We start from the raw sequence: 21,546 nt of genomic DNA, 5'->3' as shown, positions 1-21,546 counted from the left end.
TTCTCCTTGGAGCGGCAGGATAGGTCGGAATCAACAGCGCCAACATGGCAAATGCCGAATCGCGGGAATTAACCTTTCGTTAAGATTAATAATTCGTTTCCACCTGATAACCATCCTCCCCTCTGCCGCAGGGCCCGTGGCCGGTGCTATCGTTTTTCCGTCATCCGCGCGATGGAGCGGGGAAACAGGCGACGAACACAGATGAAGAATGCGGCGACACGCGATCTCTATGGTTATTGGGACAATCTGCGGGGCAGTCGCCCCGCCCCCGAGCGCGTCGATATCGATCCCGCCGCCATCCGCCGCGTCCTCGGCGACACCTTCATCGTCGAGGTCGACAGGGCGCGCGCCTTTCCCTTCCGGCTGGCGGGAACGAGGATGTGCGCGCTGCTCGGAAGGGAATTGAGGGGCGTTTCGCTGCTCGATCGCTGGGCGGATCGCAGGGCGCTCGAAGACCTCGTCCTCGGCGTGTCCAACGATCTCGATGCCTGCATCGTCAACCTCGTGGGAACCACCCTGCAGGAGGAGAGGCTCGGCCTGGAACTCCTGCTGCTGCCGCTGCATCATCGCAGCCGTGCCAATGGCCGCATTCTCGGCAGCCTCACGCCCGACGAGACGCCCTATTGGATCGGCCTTCATCCGATCGCGCGCTTCGACATTCTGGCGGTCGAGAAGGTGTCGCAGCTTGCGCGGACGGTTTCCGGTGCGCCCGCCTTGCCGGCCGGCGCCCGCCGCTTCGGACATCTCACGCTGGTCGAGGGCGGCAAAGCCCTCGCCTGAGCGGCAACCGGCAGGGCCGTGCTTCAGCGCCCGGCGTCCGACAGGCTCTCACCTTCCACGGCGCTCCAGACAGCCAGGGCCTGGCGGGTTTCGGCGACATCGTGCACCCGGACGGCATCGGCTCCGCGGGCCGCGGCGGCGATGGCGGCGGCCACCGATCCGCCGATCCGGCCGGCGGCCGGGCCGTCGCGGTCGACGCGGCCGATGAGGCTCTTGCGCGAGGCGCCGATCAGCACGGGGTAGCCGAGCGCGCGCAGGCGGGGCGTCGCATCGAGCAAAGCGAGATTGTGCTCCAGCGTCTTGCCGAAGCCCAGCCCCGGGTCGAGCCACAGGCGCGATGCGTCGATGCCGGATTCGACGGCGCGATCGCAGTCGCGGCGCAATTCGTCGCTGACGTCCTCCACCACATCGTCGTAGACCGGATTGATCTGCATGCTCCGCGGCTCTCCCTGCATATGCATGAGGATCACCGGAACGTCGCTGCCGGCGAGCACGCGCCGGCTTTCGGGATCGGCGAGGGCGGTGATGTCGTTGATCATGGTCGCGCCGGCGGCGATCGCCCGTGCCATCGTCCGCGCATGGCGTGTGTCCACCGAAACCAGCCTGTGCCTTTGCCGCGCCTCGCCGGCGACGGCCTCGATCACGGGTCCGATGCGGGCCCATTCGGCGTCCGGATCGACCGGCTCGGAACCGGGGCGGGTCGACTCGCCGCCGATGTCGAGAATATCGGCCCCGTCATTCATCAAGGCGAGGGCATGGGCGATGGCGCGGTCGGCCGTGCTGAAATGGCCGCCGTCCGAAAAGGAATCCGGCGTGACGTTGACCACGCCCATCAGAAGGGGGACGGCCCGCAACGCGCGAACATTGGACGTGTCGGCCTCGGCGAGCATGGCCCTTACCGTGCGGCCGGTCGCGGGATGGCGCCAGTCCGGCGCGATGTCGGCCAGCGGCGCGAGGACGAAGGCGCGCTCGGCCATGCGCGGGTGTGGCAGGGTGAGTTCCGGCGTGGCGATCTCTTCCTGTCCGTAAGCGACGAGATCGAGATCGAGCGTGCGCGAGGCGTTGCGTTCGCTGCGCTCGCGCCCGAACTGCTTCTCGACGTCGAGCAGCAGGCGCAGAAGGTCCTCAGGGGCGAGCGCCGTCTCCACGGCGATGATCTGGTTGGTGTACCAGGGCTGGCGCGAGCGCGGCACGGGCTCGGTGAGATAGAGGCGGGAGCGGGCGCGGATCTTCACCCCGCGCGCCGCGAGGGCCGAGACGGCGCGCCGCAGGGTCTCGCGCGGAGCACCCTCGCTGGATGGAAGATTGGCACCGAGCGCGATGAAGATCATGAGGGCATTGCTCACGGGGAGGGGCGAGGGGGGATGTCGAGCCGGATGGCGGCAGCATGCTCGATGCGCGCGAGAATCCCGGACAGCATGCGGTCGGCGAGGGCCGTCGATGCCAAGGCGCGGCCTGCCCAGCAGCGACCTTCCAAGGCGCTGACCGGGCGGACCAGCCGTACCGAATTCGTCAGGAACATGGCGCTCGCCCGTGCGACCAGCGTCGATGTGAGGCTCGCCTCGCGGCAATCGAGGCCCATCGCCCGGGCTTCCTCCAGCACGAGGCCGCGCATCACGCCGTCGAGGCAGCCATCCACCAGCGGAGGGGTGACCAGCGTCTCGCCGTCGAAGGCGAAGATGTTGGCGATGGTGGTGGAGACGGCATTCCCATCGAGATTCAGGATCAGCGCATCGTCCGCGCCGGCTTGCGCGGCCTGCCGGGCAGCCAGGATGTTGTCGAGATAGCCGAGCGACTTGATGCGTGCCAGCGGCGAACGCTGGTTGCGCGGGATGTCCGACACCGCGAGGCGCGCGGGCTGCCCGACCAGACTCGCCGACCAGGGCTGCGCCGTCACCACCAAGCTCGGCAGGCCCGCCGCCGCCGGCCACAGGCCGCGGGCGGCCTCGCCTCGGGTCAGCGTGGTCCTCACAATGGCATGCCGTGCGCCGGCTTCGGCCAGCACGGAGCGCACGGCGCCTTCCACGGTGCCGCGATCGATCTCGATGCCGATCGCGGCGGCGTGGCTTAGCAGCCTGTCGAGGTGGCGGTCGATCAGGAAGCCGTGCCCGCCGAAGCCGACCATGGTGTCGAACACGCCATCACCGAGCTGGAACCCGCGATCCAGCGCGCTGACGTGAGGGGTTCCCGGAGCGCCTGCCGTGATGGTGCGATGGATGAGGAAACTCACGGAACATGATCCAGAAAGGCACGAATTATGGCGTGGCCATGCGGCGTTAGAATTGATTCTGGATGGAATTGCACGCCGAAAGTCGGATGCCTGCGATGCGTGAGAGCCATGATCTCGCCCTCGCTGCTCCGCGCCGTCACCTCCAGCGGACCTTCCTCGCCGAGTTCCACGATCAGGGAATGGTAGCGGCCGGCGGCGAAGGGGCGGGGAAGGCCCGCGAACAGGCCTCCGCCGTCATGCTCGATGGCGGAGGCCCGCCCGTGCATCGGCGTCCTCGCATGGACCGTCCGCCCGCCGAAGGCCTCGCCGATGCATTGGTGGCCGAGGCAGATGCCGAGGAGGGGCAGCTTGCCCGAGAAGGCACGGATGAGGTCGAGCGAGGCGCCGGCGTCCTTGGGCGCGCAGGGCCCGGGCGAGAAGACGAGGGCTTTGGCGCCGAGGCGCGTAACCGCTTCGGCGTCCACGGCATCGTTGCGCACGACCTGCGGCCGCGCGCCCAGTTCCTCGAAATATCGCGCGACGTTGAAGACGAAGGAATCGTAATTGTCGACGATGAGGATCACGCGGCGGCCTCCTCGCCCGCCGCTTCGCGGAAGGCGCCCAGCAGGCGCTCGGCCTTTGCGAGGGTCTCGTCATATTCGGCGGCGGGATCCGACAGGAGCGTGATGCCGCCGCCGGCTCGCACCGAGAGCTCCGTGCCGTCGAAGGTCAGCGTACGGATGGCGATGTTGAGGTCGGCCGCCCCGTCGAAGCCGATCCAGCCGATGGCGCCGCAATAGACGCCGCGGGCTTCCTGTTCCAGTTCGGCGATGATTTCCATGGCGCGGATCTTCGGCGCGCCGGTGATCGAGCCGCCCGGAAAGGTCGCCGCGATCAGGTCGGCGATGTCGCGGCCGGGCCTGAGGATGCCGGTGACGACGGAGGTCAGGTGGTGCACCGAGGCGTAGGTCTCGACGCCGCACACGACCGGGACGTCCACGCTGCCGGGCAGGCACACGCGGGAGAGGTCGTTGCGCAGGAGGTCGACGATCATGATGTTCTCGGCGCGATCCTTCTCGCTCTGCGCCAGAGACCGGGCGAGGACCGCATCCTCGGCCGGCCGCATGCTGCGCCGCCGCGTGCCCTTGATCGGCCGGGCCTCGACCACCGCTCCGCGCGGATCACGGGCGAGCCGCAGGAAGCGTTCGGGCGAGGTGGAGGCGATGAAGCGGACGCCCTCGACGAGCAGCGCCGAGAAAGGGGCCGGGTTGGCGCGCCGGACCGCCAGATAGGTGGCGAGCGGATCGGCGCCGCCGGCAGGCGTGGCCGAGAAGCGATGGGAGAGATTGGCCTGGAAGATGTCGCCGTCGCGGATGTAGCCGATCACCCTCGCCACCTCGGCCTCGTAGGCGGCGCGGCTGCGGCTGTCCCGCCAGTCGAGGCCGGCCGGCGGCCGGCGGGGCTCGGAGGGGCGGGTCAGCGCCTCGCAGAGCCGGTGCGCTGCCGCCGCGTCGGGAGCGATGGCGAAGGCGCGGCGATCGATCACGTCGAAGGCGAAGAGCCGGTCGTAGAAGGGAAGGTCGATCTGCGCCGCCCGGTGGGCGCCGGCCAGCCCGGGCCGCGGCTCGAAGATCTGCCCGGCCTCGTAGGCAATCGCGCCGATGGCGCCGCCGGTGAAGGGAGGAGCGCCGGCGATGGGCGCGTGCGCATGGCGGGACAGCAGGCTTCGCAGGGCCTCCATCGGTGCGCCGGCCATGGGCTCGCCGTTCCATGTCGCCTCGCTGTCCTCGACCCGGAAGACCCCGAAGGGCGCCGCTGCGACATAGGACCAGCGCCCCAGCGTATCATGCGGCATGGCGCTGTCGAGCAGGGCAAGGCGCGGCTGGCCGGCGAGAGCGGCTGCCGCGTCGAGGGGGGCGGTCCAGGGAATTTCAAGCACAATCATGGCGTGCGCGCGCCACCTCGCGTTTCATGCGGATCGTCCGCCCGACGGTCTGGCGATTGGAGCGCCGGCTGGCTTTCCTGGCAGCCGCCGGAACTCGTCTCGCTCGAGAAGCCCGCTCCGGGTCTGTCCTCGAGCGTCCCGCGCCTCTCAACCCTGTGGAAGCGCTGGGATCATCTGGCTCGCCTCCAGGGCGAACTTGTCCCTACATAGCGCTTTTTCGGCGCGCTGTCGCTCCAATGTTTGCGACGTAGAGCAGATGCACGACAAGGCCGGCGCACAGGCCCCAGAAGGCGGCCCCGATGCCGAACAGGCTGAAGCCGGAGGCGGCGACGAGGAAGGTCGCAAGCGCGGGAAGGCGCTCCTTCTCGTCCTGCACGGCGCCGGCGAGGGACGAGCCGAGCGCTCCGGTGAGCGCGAGCCCGGCCGCCGCTTCGATCAGGATCGGCGACGAGCCGGTGACGAGGCTGGTGGCGACGGCGGCCAGCAGCGAGAAGCCGAGCGCGTAGACGAGGCCGGCGACGATGCCGGCGACATAGCGCCGCTCGGGCCGGGCGTGGGCGTCGGGGCCGGCGCACAGCGCGGCGGTGATCGCGGCGAGGTTGATCGTCGGCGCCCCGAATATGGCGGAGGCGGCGGAAACGCCGCCGGTGAGCAGGAAGATCGGCCGGGTCGAGGGATGGTAGCCGAAGGCCGAAAGCACGGTCAGCCCGGGAATGTTCTGGGAGGCCATCGTCACCACGAAGAGCGGTGCGGCAATCGAGATCAGGGTCTGCCAGTCGAAGGTCGGGCGGATGAATTCGAGCGCCGGCAGGGCCACGGCCTGGCCGCCGCCCTGTCCGTCGAAAGCCATGGCTGCGAGGGCGACGGCAAGGGCGGCCGGCGCCGCCCACAGGCGGGCGAAGCGCCCGACGACCAGCCAGGCGAGGATGACGGGCACCGCGAATTTGGGATCCTCCCCCAGGGCGGTGACCGGCGCCAGGCAGAGCTTGAACAGGATGCCGGCCAGCATCGCTCCGGCGATGGGGCGGGGAATGGCCGTGATCAACTTGCCGAGCGGGGACCAGAAGCCGGCGGTCATGACCAGGACGCCCGCGACGACGAAGGCGCCGACCGCTGCCGGAAAGCCGCCCGGCGGTGCGCTGAGGGTTGCCAGCAACGCCATGCCGGGGGTTGACCATGCGATCGAGATCGGCATGCGGGTCGCCAGGCTCAGGATCACACCGCAGGTGCCCATGGCGAGGCAGAGAACGGCGAGGCCGGAGGCGATCTCGCCGGGCGAGGCACCGACGGCGGCCATGCCGTGAATGACGACGGCAACCGAACTGGTATAGCCGACCACCGCCGTGATGATGCCGGTGCCGATCGATTGAGCGCTGACGTCGGACAGGAGCGAACGCATGGATTTCCAAGGCTTGCGGCATAGTGGCGGCGCGAGGGGGAGCCGGCGCCGCGGGCGCGGCCGGACATCGAACGGGAGCGGCCTCCCACCTGCCGCAGGGCGGGCGCTCGCCCGGCGAGCCTCACACGCGAAAGGGCGGATCGGAACCGCCCCTTCGTGCCGTCGGGCTACGGCTTGGTGCCGTCCCGGCTGCGTCCGAGAAGATTGGCCATCTCCTCTTCCAGGCTCGCGAAAGGATCTTCCGGCTCCGGCGGGGGCGGCGTGGGCGCAGCGGGCCGCGGGGCCGCTGCGGCCGGCCGTGTCGGCGTCGTCACCCTGTCGCCGACGCGGAACGCGTCGGGGCGGGAAGGCGATGCCGGCGGCGGGGACGCCGCGGGCTGTTCGCCGCTATAGCGCCGGGCCGGCGTGTTCGTCGTCGCCAGGAGAGGCTCGAGCCGGCTGCCTGGGCGGAGCTCGGGGGCTTGGCGTGGCTCAGGGGCTTGGCGAGGCTCGGGAGCCTGGCGTGGCTCGGGAGCCTGGCTCGGCTCGCTCGAAAAACGCGGCTCCGCCCTGCCTTCGTAGGAGGTTCTCGGCTCCGGCCTCACCTCGAACGTCGTTCGCGGTTCGGGCCTGGCGTCGAAGGAGGCGCGTGGCTCGGCCGCCGGCTGATTTTCGCTGGCGGGACGCCGCCACCCGGGAATTTTGAGATCGGGGAGGCGGATTTCGGGGAGGGTGAGGCGGGGGGGAGGCGAGTCGAACAGCGGCAGTTCCCGCTCCGCCGCCTCGGCGTTACGTTCTTCCTCGGGTTCGAATTCGTTCGGTTCCTGCTCGAACAGCTCCTGCTCGAACGTCGTTTCCGACGATTCCTCGACGGCATACGAAGCCTCGGGCGGTTCGACGCTCGGCGCGGCTGCCGGCACGCGCTGGGCCAGAAGCTCCTCGAAATGCGCCGTATCGACGGCGGAAGTATCGGCTTCCTCCGTCATCGGCTCGGGCCGTTTCTCCGGCTCGGGCGCGGGCGGTGTGCCGCGCGCCTGTCGCCCGAAATTGGGGAACCGCGAGGTCGCGCGGTGGAAGAAGCCGGGGCCGCGCGGCGGAACCACCGAACGCCGCATGGGGGCGACCGGTTCGGAAATATGCGCCGTCTCAACGGCCTCCGCCGGTGCAGGTTCCTGCGAAGGGGCCGGCTCGAGCTCCCGCTGGAGGAAGGCGGGGATCGGCTCATAGTCCAGCGGGAGCCTGGAGGTCGCCGGTTGAACGGCGACGGCGGGAGCAGGAGCAGGAGCAGGAGCAGGAGGCGCGGCGGCGGGCTCCGGACGAGGTTCATAGTCCGGCTGGGGTTCGGGCCTGGAGGCGGGGAGCGGACCGGGCTCTGCCGGACGCACGAAATCCTCCTCGACCTGCCGCGGCGCCGCGACGTAGCCGGGCGCGCGTTCGAGAGACGGGGGCGGCACCGGTCGGGTCAGCGGGCGGCCCCTCAGGATCCCGGATTCGACCACGAGGTCGTTCGGCCCGCCGATCATGATGAGATGTTCGACATTGTCGCGGCGCACCAGCACGAGCTGGCGTACGCGATCGACCGAATAGGAATCGAGCACCCCGAGCCGGGGCTGGCGGTTGCGGCCAGCCGTGTTTCGGACATGCGGCCTGCTGATGATGCGCCATGCATACATGCACAGGACCACCAGAAGGAAGAAAATCCCGGCACTGATCAGCAACCAAAAAAGAGATGGCAACTGCGTGCCCAGCCAGGAATTCAGAGAATCCATCGATACGCTTCCTCAACCAGACCGCCCCAGGTCCTTGTACCCTTACCGCCAGATGCGACCACTTTGGCCTGCCTGTCGGCTTCTAAAGAACTGCTCGCGGCAAAGAATCAACATCTATGTCACGAAATTCGCTTAATTCCTGCCGTTCGCGCCTAAAAATCAGACGATACCCCCAATTCGAGGCGGCATGCCGACGTTTTTACCGCATGGATGCTGCGAGTGAATCGCGGTCCGATGCAATTGAACGACGAACTGATGTGACAAGTGCAAACAGCAACATATTTTTGGCTAACGAGGTTAACACATTTTGAATGGTGTGCTGCTAGTCCAGCTGAACGTGGATCGGGTTCGTGCTGGCGAATCGCTGTTGCATCGGAGCGGTGGGGTTGATCATGGCAGAGGGCGAGGACGCGGCGACGCGCGGCGTTGCTGTCGATCGCAGCGAGCGGCCGAGCGGCATTCTCCGCGTGCTCCTGCTCGCCCTCGTGATTCTGGCCCTTTCCGCCCTGGTGTGGTGGCTGCCGCCCAAGGCTGGAACGATGGCGAGCTACATCGTGCTGGCCATTCTCGCCGCCGTCGGCATGTCCTGCCTTTTCGCCTGGGTCGTCGGCATCGTGCATTTCGGCCAGACCTCCGTGGCGCGCAACGATCTGACGAAACTGATCGTCGACGATTCGCCGGAGGGCATCCTCGTCACCAACCGTGAAGGGAGGGTGATCTACGCCAACGCGGCCTATCTCACCCTGACGGGTGCGGTCGGCGAGCAGGACATGCGCACGGTGGAACGCGCCTTCACGGGCGACCCCGACGTGTCGGAGGCGACCTATCGGCTGGCGCAGGCGGCGCGTGCCGGCCAGCGCCTGACCGAGGAGTTCCGCATCGCCTCGGCGCCGCCGGCCGGCACCGCCTCCTGGTATCGCGTGCGGGTGCGGCCCGTGACCCGCCCGTCGGGAACGGCCGAGACCGTGTGGACGGTCGCCGACATCACGCGCGAACGCGAACGCCAGGAAAACATATTCCAGGAATTGCAGCACGCCATCGACTATCTCGACCATGCGCCGGCCGGCTTCTTCTCCGCCGATCCTTCCGGCGAGATCGTCTACATGAACGCCACGCTGGCGGGCTGGCTCGACTATGACCTCGCCCAGTTCGGCACCGGCGGGCTGACGTTGGCGGATGTGGTGCCCAACAATGCCGGTGCGCTGGTGGTGACCCAGCCCGGCGAGCCCGGCAGCGTGCGGACGGAGATCTTCGACGTCGACCTGCGTCGGCGCAACGGCACCATCATGCCGGTGCGCCTGTTCCACAAGATCGCCTTCGCTGCCGACGGCCATTCCGGCCCGTCGCGGACGCTGGTGATCTATCGCGGGCCGGGCGGCGACGTCTCCGAGGGCCTGCGCGCCGCCGAGGTGCGTTTCGCCCGCTTTTTCAACAATTCGCCGCTGGCGATCGCGACCGTCGACGAAGGCGCCCGGATCGTTCGCACGAACGCCGCTTTCCTTCGCCTGTTCAAGGGCTCGCTGCGGGGCGAGGCGGCCGGCCATTCGCTCCTGGACACCGTGGTCGAGCGTGACCGCGAGGGCCTCACCAAGCTCGCCCGCCTGGCCATGGCCGGACGCGGCGACGTCGATCCGGCGGAAGCCTCGCTCGTCGGGCAGGGCACCCGTTCCGCCCGCTTCTGGTTCGCGCCCGTCGACGGCGGCGAGAACGACAGGGAAGCGGCCATCGTCTATGTGATCGACACCACCGAGCAGCGTGCGCTGCAGGAGCAGTTCACCCAGAGCCAGAAGATGCACGCCGTCGGCCAGCTCGCCGGCGGCGTCGCCCATGATTTCAACAATGTGCTCGGCGCCATCATGCTGGCGGCGGACTTCCTCATCGGCAGCCACAAGCCGGGGGACCCCGCCTTCCAGGACATCATGTCGATCAAGAGCAACGCCAACCGGGCCGCCAACCTCGTGCGCCAGCTCCTGGCGTTCTCGCGCCGGCAGACGCTGCGTCCGCAAGTGCTGGATCTCAACGAGGCGGTCTCCGACCTTTCGATGCTGCTGCGGCGCCTGCTGGGGGAGAAGGTGGCGCTCGACGTCGTGCACGGCCGCGACCTGTGGCCTGTCAAGGTCGACGTCAACCAGTTCGAGCAGGTGGTGATGAACCTCACCGTCAACGCGCGCGATGCGATGCCCGACGGCGGCAAGGTCATCATCCGCACGCGCAACGTGCCGATTTCCGAAGCGAGCGCGATGGACCGGAGCGATCTGCCGCCCGCCGACTATGTGGTGGTGGAGGTCGAGGACAATGGCAGCGGCATCCCGACCGCCATTCTCGACAAGATCTTCGAACCCTTCTTCACCACCAAGGATGTCGGCAAGGGCACGGGCCTCGGCCTCTCCACCGTCTACGGCATCGTCAAGCAGACCGGCGGCTCGATCCTGGTGCATTCGGTCGAAGGGAAGGGCACGCTCTTCCAGATCTTCCTGCCGCGCCTGACCGAGACCGCCAAGGCATCGGTCCAGGCCGAGGCCGACACCGCCGCAGCCGCCCCGGGGGCGGGCGCCGCCAAGGCCAAGGAGATGACGGACCTCACCGGTCGCGGGCGCATCCTCCTCGTCGAGGACGAGGAAGCCCTGCGCGCCTTGTCTGCCCGCACCCTGGTTGCCCGCGGCTTCGAGGTGATCGAGGCCGGTTCCGGCATCGAGGCCCTGCAGGCGATGGAGGATGCGGGCGGCAAGATCGATCTCGTGGTATCGGACGTCGTCATGCCGGAAATGGACGGGCCGACCCTTCTGAAGGAACTGCGCAAGCGCAATTCGACGACGCGCATCATCTTCGTCTCGGGCTATGCCGAGGAGGCCTTCGCCAAGAACATGCCCGAGGGCGAGGAGTTCGCGTTCCTGCCCAAGCCGTTCTCGATGAAGCAGCTGGTCGAGGCGGTGAAATCGAACATGGGGCCGTAGCGCGCCGCGCGCTTGCCGATCGCGACGGCATTTTCCAGAAGAGCCGATCGGCTTTTCGGTGAAGAAAGCAAGCCGAAACAATAAGATGGAGGTAAATTGCGATTCGATGGAATAGCAATTTACCTCCCGGTAACTTCGTGTCTGCCGCGTGGCGAAGAGGCCGGTCGGTGATCGAGGCTCCCTCGGCGCACCCGGTAGGGCGCTGTCGCGGGAAGACCTACTCCGCGGCCTCGCTGGCGGGTACGTAGTTGAGGATCGGGGAGAGCCAGCGCTCGACCTCCCGGACCGTCATCGCCTTGCGCGCCGCGTAATCCTCGACCTGGTCGCGCTCGATCTTCGACACCCCGAAATAATGCGCATCCGGATGCGCGAAATATAGGCCCGAAACGGATGAGCCGGGCCACATCGCATAGCTCTCGGTCAGGCGCACGCCGATGCGGCGTTCGGCGTCGAGCAGGCGGAACAGCGTGGCCTTTTCGGTGTGGTCCGGCTGGGCCGGATAGCCCGGGGCCGGGCGGATGCCGCGATAGGCCTCCCCGACGAGTTCGGAAGGCGCCAGAGCCTCGTCCGCCGCATAACCCCAGAACTCACGGCGCACGCGCCGATGCATCGCCTCGGCGAAGGCTTCCGCGAAGCGGTCCGCCAGCGCCTTGACCATGATCGCCGCATAATCGTCATTGGCGCGGGCGAAACGATCGGCGATGGCTTGCTCCTCCATGCCGGCGGTGACCACGAAGCCGCCGAGATAGTCCGCTTTGCCGCTGCCGGCCGGCGCGACGAAATCGGACAGGGCGAGGTTCGGCCGCCCGTCGCGCCGCGCGAGCTGCTGGCGCAGGGTGAACAAGGACGCGAGCACCTCCCCGCGATCGTCGCCGGAGAACAGGCGGATGTCGTCGCCGACGGCGCTGGCGGGCCAGAAGCCGATCACGGCGCGCGGATGGAACCAGTTTTCGGCGATGATCCTGGCGAGCATCGCCTGCGCGTCGTCGAAGAGCTGGCGTGCCGCCTTGCCCTGCTTCTCGTCGTCGAGGATGGCCGGGTAGCGCCCCTTCAGTTCCCAGGTCTGGAAGAAGGGTGTCCAGTCGATATAGGCGGCGAGCTCGGCGAGGTCGTAGCTCTCGAACACGCGCGTGCCGAGGAAGGAGGGGACGGGCGGTTCATAATTGGCCCAGTCCGCCCTGTGGGCGTTGGCGCGGGCCCTGGCGATCGGCAGGCGCAGCTTCTCGGCCTCGCTGCGGGCATGGGACGCCGCCACCTTGCCGTATTCGGCGCGAACCGTGTCGATGTAGCCGTCCCGCATCGAGGATGACAGCAGGCTGGAGACCACCCCCACGGCGCGGCTGGCGTCGTTGACATAGACCGCCTGCCCGCGATTGTAGCGCGGATGGATCTTCACGGCGGTGTGGACGCGGCTGGTCGTCGCCCCGCCGATGAGGAGTGGGATGTCGAAGCCCTCCCGCTCCATCTCGGCGGCGACATGCGCCATCTCGTCGAGCGAGGGTGTGATCAGGCCGGACAGGCCGATGATGTCGACTTTTCGCTCCCTCGCCGTCTGCAGGATCTTCGCCGCCGGAACCATGACGCCGAGATCGATGATGTCGTAATTGTTGCAGGCGAGCACCACGCCGACGATGTTCTTGCCGATGTCGTGGACGTCGCCCTTGACGGTCGCCATCAGCACCGTGCCGGCGCTCTGCCGCCCGCTACCGCCGCCGCCGGCGGCCTTCTCGGCCTCCATATAGGGCAGCAGCCGCGCTACCGCCTGCTTCATGACCCGGGCCGACTTGACGACCTGCGGCAGGAACATCTTGCCGGCGCCGAAAAGGTCGCCGACGACGTTCATGCCCGCCATCAGCGGGCCCTCGATGACGTGGAGCGGGCGCTCCGCCTTGAGCCGGGCCTCCTCGGTATCCGCATCGATATGTTCGGTGATGCCGTTGACGAGCGCATGCGCCAGGCGCTTTTCCACCGGCCATTCGCGCCAGGCGAGGTCCTGAGCCTTGGCTTCGCGGCCGGCGGTACCCTTGAAGCGTTCCGCCAGCGTCAGGAGCCGTTCGGTGCCGTCGTCCCTGCGGTTGAGGACGACGTCCTCGCAGGCTTCCCGCAATTCGGGATCGATCGATTCGTAGACGGCGAGCTGGCCGGCATTGACGATGCCCATGTCCATGCCGGCCTGGATGGCGTGATAGAGGAAGACCGCGTGCATGGCCTCGCGCACCGGCTCGTTGCCCCGGAACGAGAAGGAGAGGTTGGAGACGCCGCCCGAGATATGGGCGTGCGGAAGGGTGGCCCGGATCCGCCGCGTCGCCTCGATGAAGGCGACGCCATAGCCGCTATGCTCCTCGATGCCGGTGGCGACGGCGAAGATGTTGGGATCGAAGACGATATCCTCGGGCGGGAAGCCGGCCTCCTCGGTCAGCAGGCGATAGGCGCGGGTGCAGATGGAGACCTTGCGCTCCAGCGTGTCGGCCTGGCCGTCCTCGTCGAAGGCCATCACCACCACGGCCGCGCCATAGGCGCGCACCAGCCGGGCCTGGTGGAGGAAGGCGGCCTCGCCCTCCTTCATCGAGATCGAATTGACGAGCGGCTTGCCCTGCACGCATTTCAGCCCGGCCTCGATGATGGAGAATTTCGAGGAATCGATCATCACCGGCACGCGTGCGATATCCGGCTCGGCCGCGATGAGGTTGAGGAACTCGACCATCGCCCGTTCGGAATCGATCAGCCCCTCGTCCATGTTGATGTCGATGATCTGGGCGCCGTTGGCGACCTGGTCGCGCGCCACGTCGAGCGCGGCCGTATAGTCGCCGGCGGTGATCAATTTCCTGAATTTGGCCGAGCCGGTGACGTTGGTGCGCTCGCCCACATTGACGAAGGGGATCTCGCTGCCGAGGGTGAAAGGCTCCAGCCCCGACAGCCTCATCAGCGGCGGGATCTCGGGCAGGGGCCTCGGCTTGTGGCGCCCGACCGCCTCGGCGATGGCGCGGATGTGCTCCGGCGTCGAGCCGCAGCAGCCGCCCACGACATTGACCAGCCCGTCCCGCGCGAAGCCCTCGATCTGGGCTGCCATGGCTTCCGGGCTTTCATCGTACTGGCCGAATTCGTTGGGCAGGCCGGCATTCGGATAGGCGCAGACGAAGGTGTCGGCCACGCCGGAGATTTCGGCGAGATGGGCGCGCATGGCATTGGCGCCGAGCGCGCAATTGAGGCCGATGGTGAAGGGCCGCGCATGGCGGACCGAATGCCAGAACGCCGTCGGCGTCTGGCCGGACAGCGTTCGGCCCGAGAGATCGGTGATCGTGCCGGAGATCATCACCGGCAGCCTTATGCCCATCGCCTCGAAGACCGCTTCGCAGGCGAAGATCGCGGCCTTGGCGTTGAGTGTGTCGAAAATCGTCTCGATGAGGATGATGTCGGCGCCGCCGTCGATCAGCCCGCGGATCTGCTCCGCATAGGCGATGCGCAGGTCGTCGAACGAGACGGCGCGGTAGCCCGGATTGTTCACGTCCGGCGACATCGAGGCCGTGCGGTTGGTGGGGCCGAGCGCGCCTGCGACGAAGCGGCGGCGCCCGTCCTGCTGTTCGGCCCTGACGGCAGCCCGGCGGGCGAGGCGGGCGCCGTCCCGGTTGAGGTCGTAGACCATCGCCTCCATGCCGTAATCGGCCTGGGCGATGGAGGTGGAGGAGAAGGTGTTGGTTTCCAGGATGTCGGCGCCGGCCATCGCATAGGCGTAGTGGATGGCCTCGATCGCGGCCGGCTGCGTCAGCGTCAGCAGGTCGTTGTTGCCCTGGAGATGGCACTCGCAACCGGCGAAGCGCTCGCCGCGGAAGTGGCTCTCGGTGAAGCCGAGGCCCTGGATCTGGGTGCCCATCGCACCGTCGAGAATGAGGATGCGCTCGCGGGCCGCCGCAGCGAGGGCCGCTTGGACATCCTCGGTCCTGACGTCGGGAGCGGCTGAGTCGAACAAGGCCTCTACGAGAACGTTCATTCTGCGCCTATAACGATATAGTGATATCAAGATATCCTTATATCATAGCTGCAAGCGTGCCCAGTGCAACGATTATCGTGCCGGCTGATGCCGGCCACCCCCTCCGGTGATTGATCTGAGGACGCCGACCCCTGTGTCGTCGCTGTCACCACGCGCTGCCGGCCGGACAATGCGCGGGCGCGCACCCGCGCTCGCTCGCTGCCGGGCAGGCCCGGCGCGGGCGCGACAGAAGCCAGACGGGCGCGCGGATGGACGATGAAGTCGCCCCGCGCCGGTCTGCCGGCGCGGGCATCGTCGTCGGCCGGTCAGGCTTCGATCTCGACGCGCCCGAGCGGGCGGCTGCAGCAGGCGAGGATCAGCCCGGCGTCGATCTCCTCCTCGCGTATGCCGCCCTGATGCGCCATCGCCACGTCCCCCGAGAGGCGTTGCACCTTGCAGGTGCCGCACAGGCCCATGGTACAGCCGGTGGGTATGTTGAGCCCGGCGCTTCTGGCGAGCTGGAGGATGGTCTCCCCGCCGGTCGCCGGCACTTCGATGCCCGACTGCACGAAGGCGACGCTGCCCTGCGCCGCGCCGTCGGCCGGCTCGCCGCCGGCCGCGAGGGCGTCTGGTTCCGGCGGATGGAAGCTCTCCTCGTGATAGCGGCGCATGTCGCAGCCATTCGCCTCCAGCATGTCCTTCACCGCGGCCATGAAGGGGGCGGGGCCGCAGCAGAAGATCTCGCGCTCGCGGAAGTCCGGTGCGATCAGGCGCAGCGCCGGCGCATTGAGGCGCCCGCGGAACCCTGTCCAGGCCTCCCCCGGATCGCTCTCCTCGACGATCCAGGCCAGTCTGAGGTGCCGCATGCGTCCCGCCATCCGCTCGAGCTCGTGGCGGAAGATGATGTCGGACGGCCTTCTCGCGCAGTTGACGAAGGCGATGTCGACGGCGCTGCCGTGATCTTCGGCAAAGCGCGTCATCGACATCATCGGCGTGATGCCCGATCCCGCGGAGATGAAGAGATAGCGTTCCGCCGGGTGGCGGTGGAACGTGAACTGGCCCGCCGGCCCGTGTGCCTTGAGGCGCGTGCCCGGCTTGAGGTTCTCCAGCATCCAGCGCGTGCCGACGCTGGTGGCCTGGGCCTTGGCGGTGACGCTGATCGAGAGCGGGCGCGAGGGGCTGGACGACAGCGTGTAGGTGCGCAGCACCGGCCCTTCCGCCGTCGGCAGTTCCAGCGTGACGAACTGGCCGGGTTCGTAGCGGAACCAGCTGTCGTCGGGGGCACGGAAGGTGAAGGTCGCGACGTCGCGGCCTTCATGCATCACGGCGACGCATTCGAGCTGCCCGGCGCGGTCGCTCCATGGCCGGGCTTCGTCGAGATGCCTGTAGAGGGTCTGCGTGGCCATCTCCGCCTCAGGCCACGCTGCGCAGGGCCACGGGATCGCCGCCGAGCGAGCGCTCCATGACGTTGCAATACCATTCGACGAACTGCATCACGCCGCCTTCATGGTCGGGGGCATAGGGCCCCGGCTCATAGGCGGGGGAGAGGATGCCCAGCTGGTTTTCCTCGACGATGCGGCGATCCTGGTCGTTGGTTTCGGTCCACACATGGGTGAGCTCGTCGATCGTGTAGTCGACGCCTTCGACCGCGTCCTTGTGCACCAGCCATTTGGTGGTGACCTGCGTCTCCCTCGGGCCGATCGGCGTGACACGGAAGCTCACGGCGTGATCCCCCAGCACGTGGTTCCAGGTGCTGGGATAGTGGAAGAGCAGGAGGGTGCCGATATTGTCTTCCTCAACCGAGGCGCTGAGCGGCTTCTTCACCGCGGCCTTGCCGGACATGGTGTAGCTCACGGCGTTGCGGAGCAGCGGCATGCGCGCCGTCCGATATTGGCCGCTGTCGGAAATCCTGAACAGGCTCGGCAGGCCGGCTTCCTCGCAGCGGTCCCAATGGGCCGCGATCAGGGGATCGTCCTTGGCGCCCTGCACGCCGCTGACGGTGGGAGCCTCCGGGAAGGTGCGGCAGAGTTCGGGGTGATTGCCGGCGCAGTGGTAGCATTCGCGGTTGTTTTCCCACACGAGCTTCCAGTTGCCCTTTTCCACGATCGTGCTTTCGAAGGCGACCTTGGTGTCCTTCAGGCGATGCGGGGCGAGATAGGGCAGCGCCAGGGCGCGGAACGCCTCGAAATCGGGCGCCTCGGCTGCGAGGCAGATCCAGACATAGCCACCCACGCTTTCGCAATGGACCGGCTTCAGGCCGTATTGCGCGGCGTCGAAGCCCGCTCCCATGTCGCGGGCGAACAGCAGCCTGCCGTCGAGTTCGTAAGTCCATTGGTGGTAGGGGCATACGAGCTTGGCGACCGTGCCATGCGCCGCCGAGCACAGGCGCGAGCCGCGGTGGCGGCACGAATTGTGGAAGGCTCGAATCGAGCCGTCGCCCGACCGCAGCACGATGACGGGATAGTCGCCGATCTGCACGGTCAGGTAGCTGCCCGGCTTGGCCAGCTCGCAGTCATGGCCGACGAAGAGCCATTGCCGATACCAGATATGCTCGAGATCGAGGCGGAAATAGTCGTCGTCCGTATAGAATTTCCGGCTCAGGCTGAAGCCGGCGCGATGGCTCCGGAGCCGGCCCAGCATCTCGTGATGCGCATTCATGTCAAAGTCCCACGTGACCATCTTTGCTTTTGACGGCACGGCGGACGGCGAAAGCGGAACGCGAGCCTTTGCGCCCGGGGCGCTCTGCCGCACTTCCTCCTTCCGGATCGCCCACCGCGATCCATCGGCTTCGGTTCAAGGCTGGTTTCCGGACTCAGGAGCGGTCCCTCGACGTGGAGCGGCGCCTTCCCGGGTCCCTCGACCCAGTGGCCTTTGCCGCGTCCGAACTCCTCTACCGTTGCGGGGGCAGTGCCGGCTTGAAACCGGCTTCCCAATTCTCCGGTCCTCCTCCCAGGTCGGACCGGCACCTCGAACTGGCCGGAGATTACACCGCCCGGCGCTACCGGCTAGAGATGAACCGACCTATCATGGTGCTTTCAGGACATCGGGGGACGGGACCCGCGCCTTCCCCGCGGGCGCGGCCGGCGCGGAAATGCCCGCGCCCGAGGCCGATGCTCCTATAGGCAGGGAGGCCGATAGCGATTACATCATGGCGCGATGGGCAGTTTGGAACCGCCCTGATGTCGATGACCTGCCGGAGCCTTTCCCTCATGCCCGCCGATTCCCTTTCCGCCTCCGCCTATCCGCATGTGCCGCTGTTTCCGCTGGGGCCGGACGAGACGCCCTATCGCAAGCTGACGGGGGAGGGGGTGAAGGTGGAGACCGTCGGCGGGCGGGAGATCCTTTCCGTCGACGGCGAGGCGATGCGGCTGCTGGCCGAGCAGGCCTTCGCCGACATCAACCATCTCCTGCGCCCGGGCCACCTGCAGCAGCTGCGCAACATCCTCGAGGATGCGGAAGCCACCGACAACGACCGCTTCGTCGCCTATGATCTCCTCAAGAACGCCAACATCGCCGCCGGCGGCGTGCTGCCGATGTGCCAGGACACCGGCACGGCGATCGTGATGGGCAAGAAGGGCCGCAGGGTCTGGACCGAGGGCGAGGACGAAGGCGCCATCGCCCAGGGCATCCGCGACGCTTACGAGAAGAAGAACCTGCGCTATTCCCAGCTCGCGCCGCTCTCGATGTTCGAGGAGAAGAACACCAAGACCAACCTGCCGGCGCAGATCGACATCTCGGCGGAAGGGGAGGACGCCTACAAGTTCCTGTTCGTCGCCAAGGGCGGCGGCTCGGCCAACAAGACCTTCCTCTACCAGGCGACGCCGTCGATCCTGTCGAAGGACCGGCTGATCGCCTTCCTGAAGGAGAAGATCCTCACGCTGGGAACCGCGGCCTGTCCGCCCTACCACCTCGCGGTGGTGATCGGCGGAACCTCGGCGGAACTGACGCTGAAGGCGGTGAAGCTCGCCTCGGCCCGCTATCTCGACACGCTGCCGACGCAGGGCTCCGAGAGCGGCCACGCCTTCCGCGACCTGGAGATGGAGCGCGAGGTGCACAAGCTCACCCAGTCGCTCGGCGTCGGCGCCCAGTTCGGCGGCAAGTATTTCTGCCACGACGTCCGGGTGATCCGGCTGCCGCGCCACGGCGCCAGCCTGCCGATCGGGCTTGGCGTGTCCTGCTCCGCCGACAGGCAGGCCCTCGGCAAGATCACCCGCGAGGGCGTCTTCCTCGAGGAATTGGAGCACAATCCCGCCCGTTTCCTGCCCGAGATCGACGAGAGCCGGCTCGGCGGACCGGTGGTGCGCATCGACCTCAACCAGCCGATGCCGCAGATCCTCGAATCGCTGTCGCGCCACCCGATCAAGACCCGGGTGTCCCTCACCGGTCCGGTGATCGTGGCGCGCGACCTCGCCCACGCCAAGCTGCGCGAGCGGCTCGAAGCGGGCGGGGGGCTGCCCGACTACATGAAGAATCATCCGGTCTATTATGCCGGCCCGGCCAAGACCCCGGCCGGCTACGCCTCGGGCTCGTTCGGGCCGACCACCGCTGGGCGCATGGACGGCTATGTCGATGCCTTCCAGGCCGCCGGCGGCTCGATGATCATGCTCGCCAAGGGCAACCGCTCGGCCCAGGTCCGCGAGGCCTGCGCCAAGCATGGCGGTTTCTATCTCGGTTCGATCGGCGGGCCTGCCGCGCGCCTCGCGCAGGACTGCATCCGAAAGGTCGAGGTCCTCGAATATCCCGAGCTCGGCATGGAGGCGGTGTGGCGCATCGAGGTCGAGGATTTCCCCGCCTTCATCGTCATCGATGACAAGGGCAACGACTTCTTCAAGGAACTCAATCTGGGCTAAGAGCGGCCTCGTAGCCCGCTGCGGTGCCCCGCCGGCACCGCCCTTCGGCCGGAACGCCACCCCCCGCGCGAGTCCCGAAGCGGACCCGCCGCAGCCTGTCGCGGCGGGCCATCGGCCGCATGTGCTAAATTTATCACAGTCATGGACAAAGGCCGATTGTGTCGGAAGCATGACACAGCTTGCCATTGTTATTCGACCCCGTCTGTCCGAGACCAATCGTACTGCAACGCAGCACCGATTTGGGCGGCAACAGATTGCCCCATCCTCGCTGTTGCGGTGAAGGAACATAGACTTATTCTTGGCGGTATCATCGCCAGATCGAGTTGTATGTTTAACGTTATTAGGGGGTCTTGATGACAATCAAATCTATTCTTCTGGGCTTTGCCGCAGGTCTGGTGTCCTTGGGCGCCGCGTCGGCTGCCGACCTGCCGATGGCCAAGTCCGAAGCCGTGGAATATGTGAAAGTATGCTCGGCCTTCGGCCCGGGCTTCTTCTACATTCCCGGCACCGACACCTGCCTGCAGATCTCGGGCCAGATCCGCGCCGACTATTTCTACACCGAGCCGTCGACCCGGAAGAGCAACGTCACCACGTTCCGCTCGCAGACACGTATCCGCTTCGATGCCCGTACCCAGACCGACTACGGCATCCTGCGTTCGTTCCTGGAACTTCAGGCCGACACCAACTCCCTCGGCACGACTCAGAACGGCACCACCGGCACGAACTTCCTCAGTGTCCGCCGCGCCTATATCCAGTTCGGCGGCCTGACGGCCGGCTATGCGTGGTCGCCCTATTCCTTCTACGAGCAGTACTACCAGGCCGAGTTCTTCGCCCCCTATTTCGGCGAACATGACCGGCGGGAATTGCTGAGCTACACGGCCCAGTTCGGCAAGTTCTGGGGCGCCCTGTCGGTCGAAGATCCCGTCTCCAACCGTTCGACGAGCACCTTCGGCTCGGCGACCGTCAACTCCGTCAGCGACACGCTGGCCTATGGCGGCTCCTCGGTTCCCGATGTCGTCGGCGTCATCGGTTACGACGACAACAAGAACTGGGGCCGCGTCCAGATCATGGCCGCCTCGCATGAAAGCAACCCGTCGACCGTCGGCTATGACAGCAAATATGGCTATGCGGTCGGCATCGGCGGCAATTTGAACTTCCCGATCATGTCCGGCGCCTATATCGCAGTGGAAGCGAGCTATGCCGACGGCGCCATGAAGTACCTCAACGCCGGCAGCGCCGACGCCTATGGCAATCCGCTCGCGCCGCATGACCTCGCCCTCTCCAAGGGCTGGACCGTCCAGGGCGAAGCCGGCCTGAACATCACCCCGGCCCTGCAGGCGGTGCTCTTCGGCGGCTACCTGAACTACGATGCGCCGTCGATCGCCACCGCGGTCAGCGACAACTTCAACTTCTACGTCATCGGCGGCCAGGTGAACTACACCATGGTCAAGGGCTTCATCGTCGGTGCCGAAGCCTGGTACCAGAACAAGGATCCGGAAGGCACGAGCCCGAATGCCCACGCGATCGGCGCCGGCATCCGCATCCGCCGCACCTTCTGATCCGCGACCGCGCGATCCCCAAATCTGAAGACGCCGCGTCATCCGACGCGGCGTTTTCCGTTGGAATACCCATCGCGGATACCGTCCTCTTGGCTCTAATTGGCCAATGCCAATGTGATGCTCGGAAAATCCCGA

13 protein-coding genes and 1 riboswitch are annotated in these 21,546 nt (G+C 67.3%); of the genes, 4 read left to right on the top strand and 9 right to left on the bottom strand.

Annotated features, from left to right (window positions below; all coding sequences use genetic code 11):
- Positions 1-201 precede the first annotated feature (201 nt).
- The gene (locus J3R73_RS19210) at positions 202-780 is read left to right on the top strand and encodes a PAS domain-containing protein (protein WP_307430427.1); all 579 of its coding nucleotides are present in this window, start codon (positions 202-204) and stop codon (positions 778-780) included.
- 23 nt (positions 781-803) lie between these two features.
- Here J3R73_RS19210 and folP read toward each other — a convergent pair whose 3' ends face one another.
- From folP to J3R73_RS19180, 6 genes are all read right to left on the bottom strand, one after another.
- Positions 804-2,111 (bottom strand): dihydropteroate synthase, encoded by a 1,308-nt coding sequence (gene folP, locus J3R73_RS19205; RefSeq protein WP_307430424.1) that lies wholly within the window; start codon positions 2,109-2,111, stop codon positions 804-806.
- Positions 2,112-2,122: 11 nt separating this feature from the next.
- Positions 2,123-3,010 carry an aminotransferase class IV gene (locus J3R73_RS19200; protein ID WP_307430421.1) on the bottom strand — a complete coding sequence of 296 codons (888 nt, stop codon included), beginning with the start codon at positions 3,008-3,010 and terminating at the stop codon, positions 2,123-2,125.
- Complete coding sequence (locus tag J3R73_RS19195) at positions 3,007-3,573, bottom strand: anthranilate synthase component II (protein WP_307430419.1); 567 nt, start codon at positions 3,571-3,573, stop codon at positions 3,007-3,009. Before J3R73_RS19195 ends, J3R73_RS19200 begins: the two co-directional genes overlap by 4 nt.
- The gene (gene pabB / locus J3R73_RS19190; RefSeq protein WP_307430415.1) at positions 3,570-4,934 is read right to left on the bottom strand and encodes an aminodeoxychorismate synthase component I; all 1,365 of its coding nucleotides are present in this window, start codon (positions 4,932-4,934) and stop codon (positions 3,570-3,572) included. Before pabB ends, J3R73_RS19195 begins: the two co-directional genes overlap by 4 nt.
- Before the next feature lie 202 nt (positions 4,935-5,136).
- Positions 5,137-6,333, bottom strand: coding sequence for a benzoate/H(+) symporter BenE family transporter (locus J3R73_RS19185; RefSeq protein ID WP_307430411.1), 1,197 nt, complete (start codon positions 6,331-6,333; stop codon positions 5,137-5,139).
- A 167-nt stretch (positions 6,334-6,500) separates the two neighbouring features.
- Positions 6,501-8,081: a hypothetical protein gene (locus J3R73_RS19180; protein WP_307430408.1), complete on the bottom strand. Its 1,581-nt coding sequence runs from the start codon at positions 8,079-8,081 to the stop codon at positions 6,501-6,503.
- A 392-nt stretch (positions 8,082-8,473) separates the two neighbouring features.
- Between J3R73_RS19180 and cckA the strand changes: the two genes are divergently transcribed.
- Positions 8,474-11,035, top strand: coding sequence for a cell cycle histidine kinase CckA (gene cckA / locus J3R73_RS19175; protein ID WP_307430406.1), 2,562 nt, complete (start codon positions 8,474-8,476; stop codon positions 11,033-11,035).
- A gap of 217 nt (positions 11,036-11,252) precedes the next feature.
- Here cckA and metH read toward each other — a convergent pair whose 3' ends face one another.
- The 3 genes from metH to J3R73_RS19160 all read right to left on the bottom strand — a co-directional run bounded on the left by metH (position 11,253) and on the right by J3R73_RS19160 (position 17,660).
- Positions 11,253-15,023 (bottom strand): methionine synthase, encoded by a 3,771-nt coding sequence (metH, locus tag J3R73_RS19170; RefSeq protein ID WP_307430403.1) that lies wholly within the window; start codon positions 15,021-15,023, stop codon positions 11,253-11,255.
- A gap of 305 nt (positions 15,024-15,328) precedes the next feature.
- Positions 15,329-16,408, bottom strand: a complete 1,080-nt coding sequence (locus J3R73_RS19165) for an FAD-binding oxidoreductase (protein ID WP_307430400.1) — start codon at positions 16,406-16,408, stop codon at positions 15,329-15,331.
- Between the two features lie 7 nt (positions 16,409-16,415).
- A complete protein-coding gene (locus J3R73_RS19160) occupies positions 16,416-17,660 on the bottom strand; it encodes an aromatic ring-hydroxylating oxygenase subunit alpha (RefSeq protein WP_307430396.1) in 1,245 nt (414 codons plus the stop codon).
- A gap of 122 nt (positions 17,661-17,782) precedes the next feature.
- Positions 17,783-17,987: riboswitch (cobalamin riboswitch) on the bottom strand.
- A 224-nt stretch (positions 17,988-18,211) separates the two neighbouring features.
- Between J3R73_RS19160 and J3R73_RS19155 the strand changes: the two genes are divergently transcribed.
- Together J3R73_RS19155 and J3R73_RS19150 are read left to right on the top strand one after the other, a co-directional pair.
- Positions 18,212-19,852, top strand: a complete 1,641-nt coding sequence (locus J3R73_RS19155; RefSeq protein ID WP_307430393.1) for a fumarate hydratase — start codon at positions 18,212-18,214, stop codon at positions 19,850-19,852.
- Between the two features lie 353 nt (positions 19,853-20,205).
- Positions 20,206-21,411, top strand: coding sequence for a porin (locus J3R73_RS19150; protein ID WP_307430389.1), 1,206 nt, complete (start codon positions 20,206-20,208; stop codon positions 21,409-21,411).
- The last annotated feature ends 135 nt before the right edge of the window (positions 21,412-21,546 follow it).

It is taken from the genome of Labrys monachus (assembly GCF_030814655.1).
GTDB classification, from domain to species: Bacteria; Pseudomonadota; Alphaproteobacteria; order Rhizobiales; family Labraceae; genus Labrys; species Labrys monacha.
The sequence above is the reverse complement of the archived record's forward strand: the minus strand, read 5'-3'. Positions and strand labels throughout refer to the sequence as shown.